Genomic DNA, 17642 nt, shown 5'->3' on the forward strand with positions numbered 1-17642 from the left:
AAGACCCAATCCAGCCAGACGCCAGGAGCACATCAGGCCGATGAAACCGGGCACGCAGCACACACCGCTCTCCGACTTCGTACCTGCCCCCCCAGAGAAGGCGGCGGACCATCGGGTATGGGACCAGCTCAACGGCAGCAGCGATGCCCTGGCGATCAGCGAGGCGGCGCGGCAGTTTGCCGGCCTGACTCTGGTGATCACCCGGACCACGGACGAGGCCATCCGCCTGGAACAGGCCGTTCGCTTCTATCTCGACATGCCCCTGGACGAGGAGGAAGCGGCAATCAGCGATGACGGCCTGGAACTGCTGTCGCTGCCGGACTGGGAGACACTGCCCTATGACCTGTTTTCACCACACCAGGATATCGTCTCGCAGCGCATCCGGACCCTGCACCGCCTGCCCAGGACACAGCGCGGCATCCTGATCGTGCCGGCCCGGACACTGATGCATCGGCTGCCGCCGGTGGATTACCTGCAGGGCAACACCCTGCTGCTGGAAACCGGACAGACCCTGGAGCCCGGCAAGTGGCGGCTGCAACTGGAGTCCGCCGGTTACCGGCACACCGAAAACGTCTACGAGCATGGGGAATACGCTGTCAGGGGCGCCATCATGGACATTTTCCCCATGGGCGCCAGCCAGCCCTACCGTATCGACCTGTTCGACAACGAGATCGAAACCCTGCGCACCTTCGACCCGGAAACCCAGCGCTCCCTTGAGCGCATCGAACAGATCGAACTGCTGCCTGCCTATGAGTTCCCGTGGAGCAAGGATGCCCGCTCCGGTTTCCGCAACCGCTGGTTCGAGCACTTTCCCAACGCGGACAGGAATTCGCCTGTGTATCAGGACGTCAGCCAGGGCATCACCCCCGCCGGGATCGAGTATTACCTGCCCCTGTTCTTCGATGAGGCGGCGACACTGTTCGACTACCTGCCCGGCGAAACCCTGGTCTTCACATCCGACGGCCTGGAAGAGTCGGTGGAACATTTCCAGCAGGACACCGCCAACCGTTATGAGGAACGCCGCCATGACAGGATGCGACCCATCCTGCCGCCACAGCACCTGTTCCTGCGCACCGACGAACTGTTCGGCCTGCTCCGTCAGCGCCCGCGGGTAACCACCGTGGCCGGCGAGACCCGGCGCTCGGGCCAGGGCATCACTCACCTGGGCACCGGCGAGCTGCCGGATGTCGCAATGGATGGCCGGGCGTCGGACCCGGCGGCAAGGCTGCGCCGGTTTATCAACGAATTCCAGGGCCGCATCCTGGTCTGCGCCGAATCCTCCGGGCGCCGGGAAGCCCTCAGGGACAATCTGTCGGAAAACCGGATCTCCCTCGACGCTGTGGATGGCTGGTCAGACTTTCTCACCTCCGGTCAGGCCCTTGCCATTACCGTCGCACCCCTGGAATCGGGCCTGGTTCTGCCCCGGGAAGGCCTGGCGCTGATCACTGAAACCGCCCTTTTCGGCGAGCGCGTCATCCAGCGGCGGCGCCGGGAAAAACCCACCGAAGTGGACGATTCCGGTTACCGGGATCTGTCGGAACTGCGCATCGGCGCGCCGGTTGTACATATCGATCATGGCGTGGGCCGCTACCTGGGCCTGGAAACCATTACCGTGGAGGAAGACCCGAGCGAGTTCCTGACCCTGGAATACGCCGGTGGATCCAAGCTTTACGTGCCTGTGTCCAACCTGCACCTGATCAGCCGTTACACCGGTAGCGACACGGAGCACGCTCCGCTGCACAAGCTGGGCACGGACCGGTGGAGCAATGCCAAGCAGAAGGCCATGGAGAAGATCCGCGACACCGCCGCGGAACTGCTCGACGTCTATGCCCGCCGTGAGGCCCGCAAGGGCTTCAAGTTCGAGGATCCGAAGGAGGCCTACCGCCACTTTGCCGCCGGCTTTCCCTTCGAGGAGACCCCCGACCAGCAGGCCGCCATCGAGCGGGTAATCGAGGACATGACCAGCGACCAGCCCATGGACAGGCTGGTCTGTGGCGATGTCGGTTTCGGCAAGACCGAGGTTGCCATGCGCGCCGCTTTTGTCGCTACCTGGTCCGGCAAGCAGGTAGCGGTGCTGGTGCCCACCACCCTGCTCGCCCAGCAGCACTACGAGTCCTTCCGGGACCGCTTTTCGGATACCGCGGTCACGGTGGAACTGTTGAGCCGCTTCCGCAGTGCGGGCCAGTCCGGCAAAGCCATCGAAAACATTGAAAGCGGCAAGGCGGACATCGTCATTGGCACCCACAAGCTGCTGCAGGGTGACATCCGGTTCAACAACCTGGGGCTGGTAATCATCGACGAGGAGCACCGTTTCGGTGTCCAGCAGAAGGAGCGGCTGAAATCCCTGCGGGCCGAAGTGGACATGCTTACCCTTACCGCCACGCCCATTCCCCGGACCCTGAACATGGCCATGGGGCATTTGCGGGATCTTTCCATCATCGCCACGCCGCCCGCCCGGCGCCTGTCCGTGAAGACCTTCGTCCGGCAGCGGGACAACGCCATGGTGAAGGAGGCCATCCTGCGGGAGATCCTCCGTGGCGGTCAGGTCTATGTACTCCACAACGACGTGGCCACCATCCAGAAGACGGCGGAGGATCTCCGCAACCTGATCCCGGAAGCCCGCGTGGGCGTGGCCCACGGCCAGATGCGGGAGCGGGAGCTGGAGCAGATCATGTCGGATTTCTATCACAAGCGTTTCAACGTGCTGGTGTGCACCACCATCATCGAAACCGGCATCGACATACCCAGCGCCAACACCATCATCATCGAGCGGGCGGACAAGTTCGGCCTGGCACAGCTCCATCAGCTGCGGGGACGAGTCGGTCGCTCGCACCATCAGGCCTACGCCTACATGCTGACACCGCCGCCCAAGGCCATGACTGCGGACGCCCGGAAGCGCCTGGAGGCCATTGCCGAAGCCCAGGATCTGGGCGCCGGCTTCATGCTGGCAACTCACGACCTGGAAATCCGGGGCGCCGGCGAACTGCTGGGGGAGGAACAGAGCGGCCAGATTGAAAGCATCGGTTTCACCCTTTACATGCAGTTGCTGGATGAAGCGGTTCAGGCCATTCGCGAAGGACGTACTCCCAACGCAGACCTGCCCCTGAGCCACGGCACCGAGATGAACCTGCGGATACCGGCACTGATACCCGACGATTACCTGCCGGATGTGCACAACCGCCTGATGCTGTATAAGCGTCTTGCCAGCGTGAAGAACGAAGACGAGCTCAAGGACCTTCAGGTGGAAATGATTGACCGGTTCGGCCTGCTCCCTGAACCCGCGAAAAACCTGATCCGGCAGAACAGCCTCAGGATCAGGGCAGAGGCCCAGGGTATCGTCAAAGTGGACGCGGGCCGGGAGTGGCTGCGCCTGGAATTCGGCAGCCAGACCCCGGTGGATCCCCTGAAACTGGTGCAGAAGGTCCAGCAGGCACCAGACCGGTATCGGCTCGAGGGAGCCAACACCTTCAGCGTACGGCTGAAAGACGATACAACCGGTGGTAAACTCGACACCATCTCGACCGTGCTGGCCGAACTGGCTGCCTGACCAGGCAGTCCGCCAGCACACCATGGACGAGGCCATCGGACAGCGTGGCCCTAACCGCATACACGGATCAGGAGAGAACACTTGTACAGACCAGCCTTCGCTCATACCAAACGGCTCGCGACCGCACTGATCCTGTGTCTCGCCCTTGCCTCAACAGCCGCGGCAGAGAACCGCTACCGCGCCGAGGTTGTGGTGCTTGAGCGACTGGCCGATCCCATCCTGGAAGAGCGCATGTCCGGCAAGCAACCCCTGAGCCCGGTCAGCGAGAAGCGCCTGCTGGTCGTGGATGCGAATGGCAACCGGCTCTCGGACCTGGACCTCACCGATGACCTGACGCTGAATACGGCAGCAAGTCGCCTGGAAAACAGCGGGAAGTACCGGGTGCTGATGAAAGCCGGCTGGACCCAGAAATTCCCCCAGGACTACGAGGGTGAACCCATGCGGATCGAAGTGGGTGATTACCTGGAGAGGGCCGGGCATCGGGCCGTGGAGGGCACGATCGAGGTGGACCGCCGCCGATTCCTGCTGGTGACCGCCATCCTGAACCACTGGCGCCCCGCCCGGGGGGACAGCTCAAGCGACGGGCAGATCCGCTCTTCAGAAGGGACACCCGGCGCGGAGGATGACAGCTTTGGCGTGAGCGCCAGGGATGACGGCAAGGAGCTGATCACCTGGATACAGGAGACCCGCCGCATGAGAAGCCAGGAAATTCACTTTCTCGACTCCCCCACCATCGGTGTACTGGTCTACTTCCACAAGCTGGACTGATCCGTGGCGACCGGGGCGCAGCCATTAGTGGTGGCCGCGCCCGGATTTTCATTGCTGGGGACGGACCGCAGGGATCACTTCTTCCAGGATGGCGCGCACGCCCGTCATTCCCTCGTCGATCGCCTGCTGAATCTCCTCCATGGTAATAATGTGGTCGGACTTTCCCGCCGCCCAGTTCACGGATAGGGCCAGACAGGCGTATGGCAGCCCCAGCTCAGCCGCCAGCGCCGCCTCGGGCATACCGGTCATGCCGATAAGATCGCAGCCATCACGCTCCAGGCGGGCGACCTCGGCGGCGGTCTCCAGCCGTGGGCCCTGGGTCGCCCCGTAGACACCATAATCCACAGCCATCACCTGGCGGCGAGCCGCTGCGGCAAGCAGGGCCTGGCGCAATGAGTCGTCGTAGGGATGGGTGAAATCAATGTGGGTAACCCCCTCCAGGGGGATGTTGTCCCTCTGTTCAAAGAAGGTGCTGCCACGGCCCCAGGTGTAATCGATCAACTGGTGGGGAATGGCGATTCGTGCCGGGCCCATCGCCGGCGTAATGCCGCCTACCGCATTGACGCCGATAATCCGGCCGGCGCCGGCCTCCCTCAGGGCCCAGAGATTCGCCCGATAATTCACTTGGTGGGGCGGGATACGGTGCGGGTGACCATGCCGGGCCAGAAACAGAACCGGCTGACCATTGAAGTCTCCGCGGACAACCGGCCCTGAAGGCGCGCCCCAGGGTGTATCCACCTGATCCTCGCCATGAACACTGAGACCTTCCAGTTCGGTCAGGCCGGTACCGCCAATAATGGCAACGTGGTTACCCCTGGCCCGGGATGCTGGCAAACCGCTCATTGTGACTCTCCTTCATCGCCCCTGGTGGTGTGCTGGCCAGGCCCCGATGGCTCACGCACGGGGCCCGAGTCCGCGGACTGGCTGGTCTGACCGTGACCGCTCATGCTGCTCCTGCTTTTCTCCCCGTCATCAGGGACGCGCTCATCATTATCGGACTGCCGCGATTCCACACGCACACTTTCCGCCACATGCAGCGTCCTGGTGGGGAAGGCAACTTCAGCACCGTAGGATTCAATGATGTCGCTGATTTTCAGCAGGACATCCTGTTTCACCTCATGAAATTTCACCCATTCCACGGTCTTGGTGAAGGTATAGACCATGATATCCAGGGAAGAACTGTTGAATGCCAGGAAGTTGACGATCAATGTCTGGTTGGCGTCAATCTCCTCATGATTTTTCAGCATCTCCCGAATTTCCGAGACGATGGAACTCATCTCCCCCACATCCACGTAACGGATACCAATGGTTTCGTGGATGCGGCGGTTTGTCATCCGGGAAGGGTTTTCCACGGAAATCTGGGTAAAGGCGGCATTTGGCACATAAAGCGGGCGCTTGTCGAAGGTGCGCACCGTGGTCAGACGCCAGCCGATTTTCTCCACCGTGCCTTCAATGTTGCGATCAGGAGACCGAACCCAGTCTCCCACTTTGAAGGGGCGGTCAAGGTGGATGATAAATCCACCAAAGAAGTTGGCCAGGAGGTCCTTGGCGGCAAAGCCCACCGCGATACCGCCAACACCACCAAACGCCAGTACCCCCGAAATGCTGTAGCCCAGAGACTGCAGCACCGTCAGCAGCGCGGTGATGGCCACCACGGCCCTCAGCAGCTTGCTGATGGCGTTGACCGTGGTGTAGTCCATGGGACGTTTCATTCTCATGGGGGAGGCAAGTACGCTCTCCCCCTGCTTGATGGCTCCGAATAATGTCCACACAATTATCCAGATAAAGCCCAGCTCGAGCAGGACATCGTTCACCGAAAAGATATCGGCTTGCGAATACTTGTGGGCCACCTCGGCCGCCCAGTACACCCCCTGCAGCCAGACGAAACCGATGGCTGGCCTGCGCAGTGCATGAAGGAAGGTGTCATCCCAGATGTTTTCGCTGCGCTCGAAGCGATGCTCCAGATACAGAATAACTCGGCTGACAATAAAGGCGACAGTGGCGGTGGCAAACACCAGGCCGAAGACCACCAGGGCGACACGCCAGCTCTGGGACAGCAGACTCCAGTTTTCCACCCAGCCGGTCAGTACCTCGGGGGTATCTTCCACGAACGTCTCCTTGATGCAGTGCTAAATCAGGTTTCAGGAACAATAACGACAGGGGTGCCGGGCCGCAGTCGCGCAAACAGGTCGATCACGTCCCGGTTGTGCATCCGGATGCAGCCATGGGAGCGAGGAACGCCCATGGGCTCCGTGTCCGGGGTGCCGTGAATATATATAAAACGACGGAAGGTATCGACCCCGGGGCCGCGGTTGACCCCCCACTCCCGGCCGCAGAGCCAGATGATCCGGCTCAGTATCCAGTCCCTGCCGGGGTGCCTCGCCGCCAGCTCAGGTGACCAGACCTCCCCGGTGGGGCGCCGCGCGATGAAGACAGTGCCCTGCGGCTGATCGTGACCCACCATGGCCCGGACATAGTGGCGGCCCCGAGGTGTCCTGCCGGAGTCCTGGGCTTCGCCCGGACCCTTGATAGCGGTGGATACCGGCCATTCGGCCCGCTCACCATCGACTCCCTGGAACAGCAGGATCTGGCGGTCAAGGTCAATTCTGAGCTGCGGAAGCGGTGCCTGACCGCCTGGTTCGCTGGAGGTTGCCATGGATCCGGTAGTCCTGTGGGTCGGAAGCACATCGACGGCCTGGCGGTTTCCGGGCGGGCCGCTGGCCAGTGAGCAAACAGGACACTACCGAACCGCGCCGCCGTAGGCAACAGGATCGAACGGCAACCGTCAGATCACGGAGGCTTCCGCGCGGGGGGTCCGCATCAGCTCAGGGGCCTGCATACCGGCGGCAAGGAAGGGAATCAGCCGGGCGGCGATTTCCTGAATGGGAGTCTCGACCCCGGTCTTGGTCTGCAGGATATCCCGCAGGGCATCACTGGAGGACATGGTGAAGGCTGTTGCCCCCAGCATGAACTGGATGCGCCAGTAGCGGTCAACCGGCGACAGCTCCGGTGTGGCGCGCTTGAGCAGGGACATGAAACGGCTGAAGACCTCCCGGTACTCGTCCTCCAGAAATTCCCTCAGATGGCCCTGGGACTGGGTGTAGGCGAGACCGAGCAGACGCATGAAGATCGAGATCCCCCACTCGTTGCGCTGAGGCATGCGCACGGCGCTGCCGGTCAGGGCCCCGAGGATCTCCTCCACCGTGAGCTGACGGTCACCGGGGCGGGCTTCGAGCTCATCGAACTCGGACTCCAGGGTTGCGGAAAACGGGGTCAGGAAGCGGGCAAAGACGGACTGGATCAGGGAATTCTTGGACCCGAAGTGATAGTTTACCGCAGCCAGGTTGACACCAGCCTTGCTGGTGATCATTCTCAATGAGGTTTCCGCAAAGCCCCTTTCCGCGAAGAGCTCCTCCGCGGCATCCAGAATCCGGTCGACTGTATCTGACTGTGCCACAAACCCCACCCCTGACAAACGTGTGTTTTAAACATACGTTTAAAGCAAAAACCTGTCAAGACCTGGCCTGGCGGCCACTTCCGACGCTCGGCTGTTGCTCCGGGCCGGATGTCCCGTTCTCATCAGGGGGCTGGTCATAGATAACGCCGGCACCGGAGGCCTCGCCGCCCCCTCCGCCGGTTTCCGTGACAGCTTCCGCAACCGAGGCCCAGCCACGGTCGATGGCTTTCTGGTGCTGCTCGAAATAGGCGGTCTGCAGGCGCCGGTACGCCTTCTCCGCCTCCAGCATGAAGATCAGGTATAACCGGATGTGTTCCCGCTTGCTCAACGCACTGGCCAGGCGCCGCTGCTCGGAAAGATGCCTGAGGGTGCTGAAACGCGGGGAAGCCAGAGCCGGGTTGAACTCCGCCAGCTCATTGCATTGCCAGATCAGGCCCACGTCCCCTTCCAGATGGGCGATGTGTCTGCGGGCATCCCGGATCAGCTGCTGGCGCCGCAGGATCAGTTCGAAGTAGGAGGGCTTCGAACTGTACAATCTGCGGATAAACGGAACACCCAGCAGCAGAATCACCACGAAGGCTCCAAAACCTCCGCCGGCAACCCATGCCGGTACCAGCCCGGTCAGGCCACTGAGGAAGACCAGGGCCGCAATGGTGGCGCTCAGCAACCAGACGTCCCGGCGACGCCGTGCTTCATTGAGGCTGAAACTGTCGGGCCAGTCGGACAGTGAGAGAAGATGGAAGTCCATCAGATTGACCCGGTCGCACTGCCTCAGCAGTCGCCGCCACCGACGCTGCCGGGACTCGGCGTACCGTCGCTCGGTTTCCTCGGACCCTTCGGAGGGCGCGGCCTGATCTTCGGCACCGCTTTCGGTGGCATCAGCCCAGGTTTCAGCGGACGCCGGTTCAGGATGTTCCGATGGGCCGGACAACGGTTCCAGCTCCCGGTCCGGGGTCTCGACCGGAGCGCGGGCGGACTCTGGCCGTGTCCGGTCGGCTGGCCGGCCCGGTCTCAGAACCGCACCGGGCTGGGAGCTTCCGGTGGGCGTTGTCTTTGCCGTCTTTTCTGCCATGATGCTTTTACCATCGGGTAACCCGATACCCCCGGTTATCGTGCTCGGTACCTGTAACAGTGTATCGCCCGGGAGACCAATTCCTTTAGTAACGAAACGTTTTGATCGGTTACCACGACGCCGCTACACTTGACTCCCGTTTCCAGATACGAGTTCGCCATCATGTTTACCGGAATTGTCCAGGGCATTGCCGCCATCGAATCCTTGGAGTCCCGCCCGGGGCTGACCACGTTCATTATCCGGTTTCCAGAACATACGGTCGGTGACATAACCATCGGTGCCTCCGTGGCCATCAACGGCACCTGCATGACCGTTACGGCACGGGACGGGGACCGCCTGTGGTTTGACGCCATGCAGGAAACCCTGCGACTGACGACCCTGGGCCAACTCCGTGAAGGCAGCCGTGTCAACTTTGAGCGGGCCGCGCGGATCGGCGACGAAATAGGCGGGCATCTGCTTTCCGGCCATGTTCACACCACAGCCCCTGTTATCAGCCGTGACGAGCCGGAGAACAATGTAACGCTGACGTTCGAGGTTCCCGTCGAGTGGCAGAAATACCTCTTCCCCAAGGGCTATATCGCCGTCAATGGCGCCAGCCTGACCATCGGTGAGGTAATGGACAACCGGTTCAACGTGCACCTGATTCCTGAAACCCTGCGAGCCACCACCTTCGCCGATCTCCGGGTGGGTGAGAAGGTGAACATCGAAGTGGACAGCCAGACCCAGACCATCGTGGACACCCTGGCCCGCATGGGGTACGACCGCCCTGCCCGATGACCGCCAGGGGCTATCAGCGGGGTTCGGACGCCTCGAAAACCACGAACCTGGGGCTCGCCGCCAGCTGCCTGACATTACCGAAGGCGGTTTTCAGGCTCCGGTGATAACCCAGGTGCCGATTGCCCACCATGAGCAGGCGGCCACCCGGAGCCAGGTGGCTGGCCGCTTCATCGAATAACCTCAGGGCAATGTGATCGCCAACAACGCCACCCTCATGGAAAGGCGGATTCAGCAGAATCCGGTCAAACCGGCCGGCGGATTCCGGCACTCCGTCCTCGTGCACTAACGCCACCCGGTCCGCCGCGATCCCCAGGGCGCGGACGTTGGCGCCGACGCTGAGAATCGCCTGGGAGGAAACATCCGTAAAAGTGACGGTGACCCCTGGATTCGCCATCAGCGCGGACAGCCCCAATACCCCGTTGCCGCAGGCCAGGTCCAGCACCTGCGCTCCGGCAGGCGCATCCGCCAGGGTGGCGGGGATGAACGGCAACAGCTCCCGCGTACCGATGTCCAGGCGCTCCCGCGCAAACACGGATGGCAATGCCTGTACCGACGCCTTCAGACTGTCCATCCGGTAGCCCCGCCAGAGTTGATCCCACCCGGCAAGGGTCAGGGAGCCTGGCCGGCAGACCACACACCTGGCCTTTTTCCGCGCCGGCAGGACGGCATCCGTGGTGACCAGCTTCTGGTATACCCTTGCGGCCTGAGCCGGCAGGTGCTTGATCATCCCACCGGTGAGCTGGATCCCGCCGGGCACCAGTACCTGGTTGCTCCAGCGCAGCAGGAACTCCAGATAGTCCAGCTGCCGGGGGACTTTCAGGATAATCGCGTCGAAGCGATCATCCGGCGCCCCGGGAGCCTCACCGGCGGCGGGCCACCCCAGCTCGTCTATCCAGCTGCCACAAGGCGGCACCGGCAACCCGTTGGCGCCGGCATTGAACGCCAGCGAATCCCGCAGGGCCGCGCTGTCGGCAATCACCCCTGGCTGGAAATCGGCCAGGCCCAGAGAGAGGGCACCGTGACTGTCATCCACGATCGCAATCCGTTGTCCCCTGGTCAGGCGGCGCCGGGCTTCCGCAACCAACTGCTCATCGGCGGCATCCCATGGCCTCAATGATCGCCCGCCCGGAATGGAGCGCTCCAGCCGGAGATTCCCACCGGGCAGCGGGAACAGGTGGGGGCCTCCCTGGCGTAAGCTCAAGATCGAACCCGGGCCTGGTAGACGGCAAATTTCCGGTCCTCGAAAAGTACCTGTGACGCCCCGACACAACGTTCAAGCAGCGGTTGATAGGGCAGGAAACGGTTTGCCACCAGGCGCAGCTCACCGCCGGGCTGGAGATGGGCCCGCGCCTGCCTGAGGAAGCCCTCGGTCATGGAGGTGTCCGTTCGCACGCCACTGTGGAATGGCGGATTGGTAACCAGGGTGCGGTATCGACCCAGGGACTCCGGCAGCCCATCACTGGCGATCACCTGCCCACCGGCGTTGTTGGCCTCATAGGTATGCCGGGTGCAGGCAACCGCCTGGGCCTGGACGTCCACCGCATCCACCGGCCCGAGCCCGGGGTAACGGGCCTGCAGCCACGTGCCGATGACACCGGCGCCGCAGGCCAGATCAAGCACCGGTCCCTGGGGGGGAACCTCAGCCAGGGTATCAAGCAGCCGACCGGTACCCTCATCCAGCCGTCCTTCGCTGAAAATACCCGGCAGACCCGCCACCGACACCGTGGTACCCGCCGCGGTCACCTCGTGCCAGGTCAGCCAGCTGGTGATATCGAATCCGCCGCCAACGGTGGCTGGTGCCGCCAGCCAGACCTGGCAATGGCGGGCGCTGTCCACCTTCCGGGCATCAGGGTCGAGGGCGCCAAGCTGACGGGAGGCACCTGCCACGCCCTCGCGCTTCTCTCCCACCAGCACGATACGACCGCCCCTGGCCAACATGGCGCTGGCCAGGGCCAGCTGCATGGTCAGGGCCTGCCGGGACTTGGGCACAAAAAGGGCCACGGTATCCATGGGCAGCAGCGCGGGCTCCGGCATGCGATAGCCGAACTGAACGTGGCAGAGGCCGGATGACTGCAGTCTTGAGGCAACGCCAGCGTGTTCACTGATCACCAGGGGGCGTTCATCACCGGCCTGCAGTTGCGCCAGGAGCCCGGATGACGGCAGGCCGATGAACGCGACCCGCCCGGTCAGCAGGTCAAGGTTACGGCTAAGGGCGGAGACGGCATTGAGGCCGTCGCTAACATACTCGCTCATGCCTCAGGGGGAAGGCCGGAGCGCACCGGTCGATTCATGAGTTCTTTCACACTTTGCTGCTTGATAGCCAACCTTTCCTCCTCACTGCTGATGCTCAGGCCCAGATCCCTCAGCAGTCCATCGGCAATGTCATAGATAAAACCATGCACGGTGAAGCTCTGTCCCCGCGTCCAGGCATTCCGGATGATGGAGTTCTGGCACACGTGGTCCACCTGCTCCACCACATTCAGTTCACACAGGCGGTCCACCCGATCCTGCTGGCAGGACTGCTGATCCAGCGCATCCTGATATTTGTCACGGACGTCCTGCACGTGGCGCAGCCAGTTGCCTATCAGGCCATTACCTCCGTCAGTCAGGGCCGCACGCACGCCCCCACAGTTGTAATGCCCCACCACCAGCACGTGCCTGACCTTCAGCACATCGATGGCGTACTGGATCACCGCCAGGCAGTTGAAATCGGTATGCACCACGACATTGGCGACATTACGGTGAACGAAAAGCTGCCCCGGCATCAGGTCGACAATCTGGTTGGCGGGGACCCTGCTGTCGGCGCAGCCGATCCACAGGTACTCCGGTGCCTGCTGACTGGACAGCCGGCGGAAAAACTCCGGGTCCTGCTGCTTGATCGCGGCTGCCCACCGCTGATTGCTTCTCAGCAAATGCTCCATTCCCGCCACTGGTCGACTCTCCTTCAGCCCGCTGGTTGTGGCGCTGATTGAACGGCATTTGCCGACAGATCGCAACACTCTTTATCGTCAACCTGCGTGGTCAGGCGCCGGGACAAGTCTACCGGGGGCGGGACCGCCCCCCGGAGAATCATGCTCTCAGGCTTCCTGCTCGATCGTGACCGGAGCATGCTTTGTACTCTGGGCCAGGTCGAGCAACTCCCGCAGCGCCACCGAGAACATGGCGTACTCCGGCTGACGTACGGCTTTGAGTTCCGCCAGCATCTCCTTCCACCTTCCGACAAGGACCTGATGCTGTTCCATCCAGGCGTCCACACAGGCCTTCACCTGACTGTGATCATCGGTCATGCGCAGGACGCCGACGGTGAGAGCGCGCTGCTGCCAGTCCAGATCCTCCCTGAAGCTTTCACGGGCCAGCGCCTGCCAGTGGGACTGTGGTTTCAGATCGGCGATGGCCCGGGCAAACCAGTCCAGGTCCAGTCGCTCACCCAGGGTGTAGTACAGACTGGCCACCGTATTGAGCGAAACACCAACGGTCTCGTGGGCCTCGATGATGCCGAGGGCCGCATAGAGGTAGGCACTGCCCGAAATCATGGCTGCCAGGTCGGATGGAGCACCCTTCTTCTCCAGCTCGGTATACTGGGCCCGCCACTCTTTTTCCGCACCAGCACCAAGGTAATCCACCAGGTTGCCGGAAATCCTTGAAATGCCGTCGGTAAACCGTCCCAGGTGGGTCTCGATGTTCAGCTCACTCCGACGGTTCCGCAACAGCCAGCGTACCGCCCGGCGTATAAGCCTCATAAGCTCGTTCATCAGGCGAATCTGGAGTTGCGCGGGTACCTGGAAATCGAGCGACTCGATCTTCTCCCACCAGACCTCAAGTTGGAACACGTCCCGTGCAATGATCCAGCCCAGGGCAATCTCGGCCGCACTGGCGCCGGTGGAATGGCTGAGCCGGTCGACAAAGGTGATGCCCATGTGGTTGATCATGTCGTTGGCAATCTGGGTCGCAATGATTTCCCTGCGCAACTGGTGGGCTTCCAGTTCCCGGGGAAACTTTTCCACCAGGGGGGTGGGAAACACCTTCAGCATTTCCGATACCAGAAGCGGGTCATCCGGCAGGTCGCTGGCCACCAGAATCTGTTTCAGGTCACCCTTGACATAAGAGATCAAAACCGACAATTCGGGGCGTGTCAGGCCCTGTCCCCTGGCCTTGCGCTCCTCCAGGACTTCATCGCCGGGAAGGTATTCCAGCTCCCGGTTAAGCTTGCCTTCGGCTTCCATGCTGTTGATGAGGCGGCGGTATTCTTCCAGTCGCGTAGCCGCCTCGGCGTTCGCCACGCTCAGGGCCTGGGTCTGGCGGTAGTTATTGGTAAGAACCAGCTGCGCGACCTCGTCGGTCATTTCCTCAAGCATGCGGTTACGCTGCTTCTCGGTCAGATCGCCAGACGCAACCACCCGATTGAGGAGGATCTTCATGTTCACTTCGTGGTCGGAGCAATCCACGCCACCGGAATTATCAATGAAGTCCGTATTCAGGCAGCCACTGTTAAGGGCGTATTCGATACGGCCAAGCTGGGTCATGCCCAGGTTGGCACCCTCGCCCACCACGCGGCAGCGCAGATCCTCACCATTGATGCGCACGCTGTCGTTGGCCTTGTCGCCCACATCGGAATGAGACTCTCTGGCGGACTTGACGTAGGTTCCGATACCGCCGAACCACAGCAGGTCGGCCTGGGCCCTGAGGATATGGGTGACCAGCATGTTGGGTGGCACCCGATCAGACTTGATGCCCAGCAGTTTCTTCATCTGGGGACTGACCGTGATCGACTTGGCGCTGCGACTGAACACCCCGCCCCCTTCGGAGATCAGCGACTCGTCATAGTCAGTCCAGCTTGAACGGGGCAGATCGAACAGGCGCTGGCGCTCCGCAAAACTTCTGCCGGGGTCCGGATCCGGGTCGATAAAGATATGCAGGTGGTTGAAGGCAGCCACCAGGCGGGCCTTGTCTGAGCGAAGCAGGCCGTTACCGAAGACGTCTCCTCCCATGTCGCCGATTCCGATTACGCTGAAGGTCTGCTCCGCCGGATTGATACCCAGTTCCCGGAAATGCCGTTCAACGGACACCCAGGCACCTCTCGCGGTGATGCCCATCTTCTTGTGGTCGTACCCCTGGCTGCCCCCCGAGGCAAAGGCGTCGCCCATCCAGAAACCGTATTCGGCAGCCAGGGCATTGGCGATATCGGAGAAAGTGGCCGTGCCCTTGTCTGCCGCCACCACCAGATAATGGTCGTCACCATCGTGACGGACGACATCCCGGGGCGGTCGGATCTCGTCGTCCACGAGATTGTCGGTGATATCCAGCAGGCCCCGGATAAAGGTCTTGTAGGCCTTGATGCCTCCCTTCTGGAAGGCATCCCGGTCGGAGGGATCCGGCAGTTTCTTGGCGACGAACCCACCCTTCGCACCTACCGGCACGATGACCGCGTTCTTTACCTGCTGTGCCTTGACCAGTCCCAGTATCTCGGTGCGGTAATCCTCGAAACGGTCCGACCAGCGCAGACCGCCGCGGGCCACCTTGCCACCCCGCAGGTGAACGCCCTCGACCCTGGGCGAATAGACAAAGATTTCGAACATGGGAAGCGGCAGCGGCATATCCGGAATGCCCGAAGGATCCAGTTTCACACTGATATAGGACTTGGGCTGGCCATCAGCATCACACTGGTAGTAATTGGTCCTTAGGGTGGACTGGATCAGTTCCAGGTAGAGCCTCAGCACACGGTCCTCGCTGAGGTTTTCCACTTCCTCCAGTCCGGCGTGGAACTCGAGATCCAGCTTCTGCTGGGAGGCCTCTGTCTTGTTCGCGCTCTGGTATCGCTGGGGATTGAAGCGGACATCGAAGATCTCCAGCAGCTGAGCGCTGAGCGCCACGTGGCTGACCAGGGTATTGGCGATGAACGACTGGCTGTTGGAAAAACGGATCTGGCGCATATAGCGGGCATAGGTGCGAAGAATGGCAATTTCCCGCCAGCCCAGGTAGGCGTGCAGCAGCAGCCGGTTAAAGGAATCATTCTCCGCTTCCCCGAACCAGACCCGGTGGAACAGTTCCTCGAAAATCGGTCTTATCCGATGAAGATCGACCACTTCCCCGGTCCGGGTCTGCAGGGAGAAATCGTGGATCCAGACACTGCACTCGTCCTCGTCGACGATCTCAAAAGGATGCTCCCCAATCACCCGGAAGCCCAGATTCTCGAAGATGGGCATGACATCCGACAGCGGCAGTTGTCCGCCCGGATTGAACAGCTTGAAATGAAGCGTGTGCTCCTCTTCCTCCAGGGCACGATAGAAGCTCATGGCCAGGGGCTGACCGTCCGCCACGGCGGTGATGTGCTCCAGATCGATCGCCGCCCGCCGGGGGGAGAACATGTCCTGGTAGCTGGCGGGAAATGCGGATTCGTAGCGGCGCAGCAGCTCGTTGCCCCGCTCCTCGCCCCAGGTTTCGTGGAGGGCAGACGCCAGCCCGTCCCGCCAGGACCGGGCCAGTTCGATCACTTCCTCCTGGATCTCCTTAACCGGCAACCGGCGGCTGCCCGCCTGGGGCACCCGTATGGTGAACTGGACCCGGGCCAGGACCGACTCGGAAAAATGTGTAACAAAACTTATATCCTCGGCCTGCAGCCGTTCGCACAAGACTCTTTCCACCTTGAGCCGCAGCTCGGTGTTGTAGATGTCCCGGGGAAAGAACGCCAGGCAGGTGACAAACTGGCCGTAGACATCCTCCCGCATGAACAGGCGTATCTGACGGCGCTCCTGGATGTAGAGAATATCCAGGGCAATGTGGTACAGCTCTTCAACCTCGATCTGGAACAGCTCGTCCCGGGGGTAGACGGTGAGGATCTGGTCCAGCTCCTTGCCGGCGTAGTCATCCCTCATGAAGCCCGAAAGCTCCAGGACTTCCCGCACCTTCTCCCGCAGCAGGGGAATGTCCTCCGGGCGCCCGCTGTAGGCCCGGGACGTATACAGCCCGAGGAAGCGGCATTCCCCCACCACCTCACCCTGATTGTTGAACTTCTTGACAGCAATGTAGTCCGGATAGGCGGGCCGATGAACCCGGGAACGCTGCGCCGACTTGGCAAAAATGAACAATCCATCGGTGCGCGTCATCTCGCGGCGGGTTCGGCGGGGCATTTTCCGCAGGGCGACTTTGTCGCTGCGCTCGTTATTGACACGAAGAATACCCAGCTCGGACTCCGGCACGCGGCAGACGTTTGTGCCCTTGGTATCGCTGACGAAGTCGTACTCATCGTAGCCGAGGAACGTGAAGTGATCATCCGCGAGCCAGTCGACAAAGGCCCGGGCTTCCTCCAGCTCATCGGATGAGACATCGGCCGGTGAGTCTTCAAGATTCCGGGCGATTTCCTCGGCCTTGTGTTTCATGGCCTCGTAGTCGGAAACCACGATCCTGACTTCATGGAGCACGTCCTGCAGAAGGTTCTCGAGAGAGGCCAGCTCCGACTGATCACTGTGACGGTCAATCTCCAGCACTATGAGGGTCTCATTGGGCGCCTCATCGGCCTCGGGACCGGAGTCCAGGAGTTTTTTCAGCTGACCCTTGTCGTCCCGCTCCACCGCCAGGATCGAGTGGTGTATGGTGTGGGTATCGATATGTCGCTGGTTGATTGCCATCCGCACAGAATCGATCAGGAACGGAATATTGGGATGGAGGATGAAGACGACGGTGTGAGTGGATTGCCAGCCGTCACTTTCCAGATCCGGATTGAATACCGAGACCGGACTGGTCTCCGGGGGACGTTTCTGGAGGAAATTCCAGGCCGCCAGCACCGCCCCGTAGGTATCCTGGAAATCCCGGCTCAGGATTTCATCCAGGGGCAGGTGGATAAGATGCTGGCGTGCGAAAGAACTGATCCGCTCGGCTTCCTTTTTCGACAGCTTGCGATGGAACTCCTCATCGAGCTGCTCCAGGAACTGATCCTTGCTGCTGACGGTCAGGGTATTCATCAATCACCTCTGGTTTTCGAGTGCCTGCAGACCCGGTCAGGCACAGATGTGAACGAATGGTAA

Annotated in this window: 12 protein-coding genes; 3 read left to right on the forward strand and 9 right to left on the reverse strand. The window is 61.7% G+C overall.

The features are described from left to right. The first annotated feature begins 40 nt into the window (after positions 1 to 40). Both mfd and BM346_RS04445 read left to right on the forward strand, forming a co-directional pair. A complete protein-coding gene (gene mfd / locus BM346_RS04440) occupies positions 41 to 3547 on the forward strand; it encodes a transcription-repair coupling factor (RefSeq protein ID WP_092009238.1) in 3507 nt (1168 codons plus the stop codon). Between the two features lie 81 nt (positions 3548 to 3628). Continuing rightward, positions 3629 to 4315: a CsiV family protein gene (locus BM346_RS04445; RefSeq protein ID WP_167812642.1), complete on the forward strand. Its 687-nt coding sequence runs from the start codon at positions 3629 to 3631 to the stop codon at positions 4313 to 4315. A gap of 48 nt (positions 4316 to 4363) precedes the next feature. Here BM346_RS04445 and BM346_RS04450 read toward each other — a convergent pair whose 3' ends face one another. The 5 genes from BM346_RS04450 to BM346_RS04470 all read right to left on the reverse strand — a co-directional run bounded on the left by BM346_RS04450 (position 4364) and on the right by BM346_RS04470 (position 8844). Beyond that, positions 4364 to 5158: an S-methyl-5'-thioinosine phosphorylase gene (locus BM346_RS04450; RefSeq protein ID WP_092009242.1), complete on the reverse strand. Its 795-nt coding sequence runs from the start codon at positions 5156 to 5158 to the stop codon at positions 4364 to 4366. Then, the gene (locus tag BM346_RS04455) at positions 5155 to 6423 is read right to left on the reverse strand and encodes a mechanosensitive ion channel family protein (RefSeq protein ID WP_092009243.1); all 1269 of its coding nucleotides are present in this window, start codon (positions 6421 to 6423) and stop codon (positions 5155 to 5157) included. Before BM346_RS04455 ends, BM346_RS04450 begins: the two co-directional genes overlap by 4 nt. A 26-nt stretch (positions 6424 to 6449) precedes the next feature. Beyond that, a complete protein-coding gene (locus BM346_RS04460) occupies positions 6450 to 6971 on the reverse strand; it encodes a L,D-transpeptidase (protein WP_092009245.1) in 522 nt (173 codons plus the stop codon). A 129-nt stretch (positions 6972 to 7100) separates the two neighbouring features. Beyond that, positions 7101 to 7772: a TetR/AcrR family transcriptional regulator gene (locus BM346_RS04465; RefSeq protein WP_092009247.1), complete on the reverse strand. Its 672-nt coding sequence runs from the start codon at positions 7770 to 7772 to the stop codon at positions 7101 to 7103. 55 nt (positions 7773 to 7827) lie between these two features. After that, positions 7828 to 8844, reverse strand: coding sequence for a hypothetical protein (locus BM346_RS04470; RefSeq protein WP_174805154.1), 1017 nt, complete (start codon positions 8842 to 8844; stop codon positions 7828 to 7830). Between the two features lie 162 nt (positions 8845 to 9006). Between BM346_RS04470 and BM346_RS04475 the strand changes: the two genes are divergently transcribed. Next, entirely contained in the window at positions 9007 to 9621 is a 615-nt protein-coding gene (locus BM346_RS04475; RefSeq protein ID WP_092009249.1) for a riboflavin synthase subunit alpha, read from the forward strand. 13 nt (positions 9622 to 9634) lie between these two features. Here the strand turns inward: BM346_RS04475 and BM346_RS04480 are convergent, their stop codons facing one another. The 4 genes from BM346_RS04480 to BM346_RS04495 form a co-directional block, all read right to left on the reverse strand. Beyond that, positions 9635 to 10822, reverse strand: a complete 1188-nt coding sequence (locus tag BM346_RS04480; RefSeq protein WP_227662900.1) for a class I SAM-dependent methyltransferase — start codon at positions 10820 to 10822, stop codon at positions 9635 to 9637. Continuing rightward, positions 10819 to 11874: a class I SAM-dependent methyltransferase gene (locus BM346_RS04485; RefSeq protein WP_092009251.1), complete on the reverse strand. Its 1056-nt coding sequence runs from the start codon at positions 11872 to 11874 to the stop codon at positions 10819 to 10821. The genes BM346_RS04480 and BM346_RS04485 overlap by 4 nt, the downstream gene beginning before the upstream one ends. Beyond that, positions 11871 to 12551 (reverse strand): carbonate dehydratase, encoded by a 681-nt coding sequence (gene can / locus BM346_RS04490; protein ID WP_092009253.1) that lies wholly within the window; start codon positions 12549 to 12551, stop codon positions 11871 to 11873. The genes BM346_RS04485 and can overlap by 4 nt, the downstream gene beginning before the upstream one ends. A 147-nt stretch (positions 12552 to 12698) precedes the next feature. Next, positions 12699 to 17579 carry an NAD-glutamate dehydrogenase gene (locus BM346_RS04495; protein WP_092009255.1) on the reverse strand — a complete coding sequence of 1627 codons (4881 nt, stop codon included), beginning with the start codon at positions 17577 to 17579 and terminating at the stop codon, positions 12699 to 12701. Positions 17580 to 17642: the final 63 nt, after the last annotated feature.

Source organism: Marinobacter daqiaonensis, from assembly GCF_900115285.1.
GTDB lineage: Bacteria > Pseudomonadota > Gammaproteobacteria > Pseudomonadales > Oleiphilaceae > Marinobacter > Marinobacter daqiaonensis.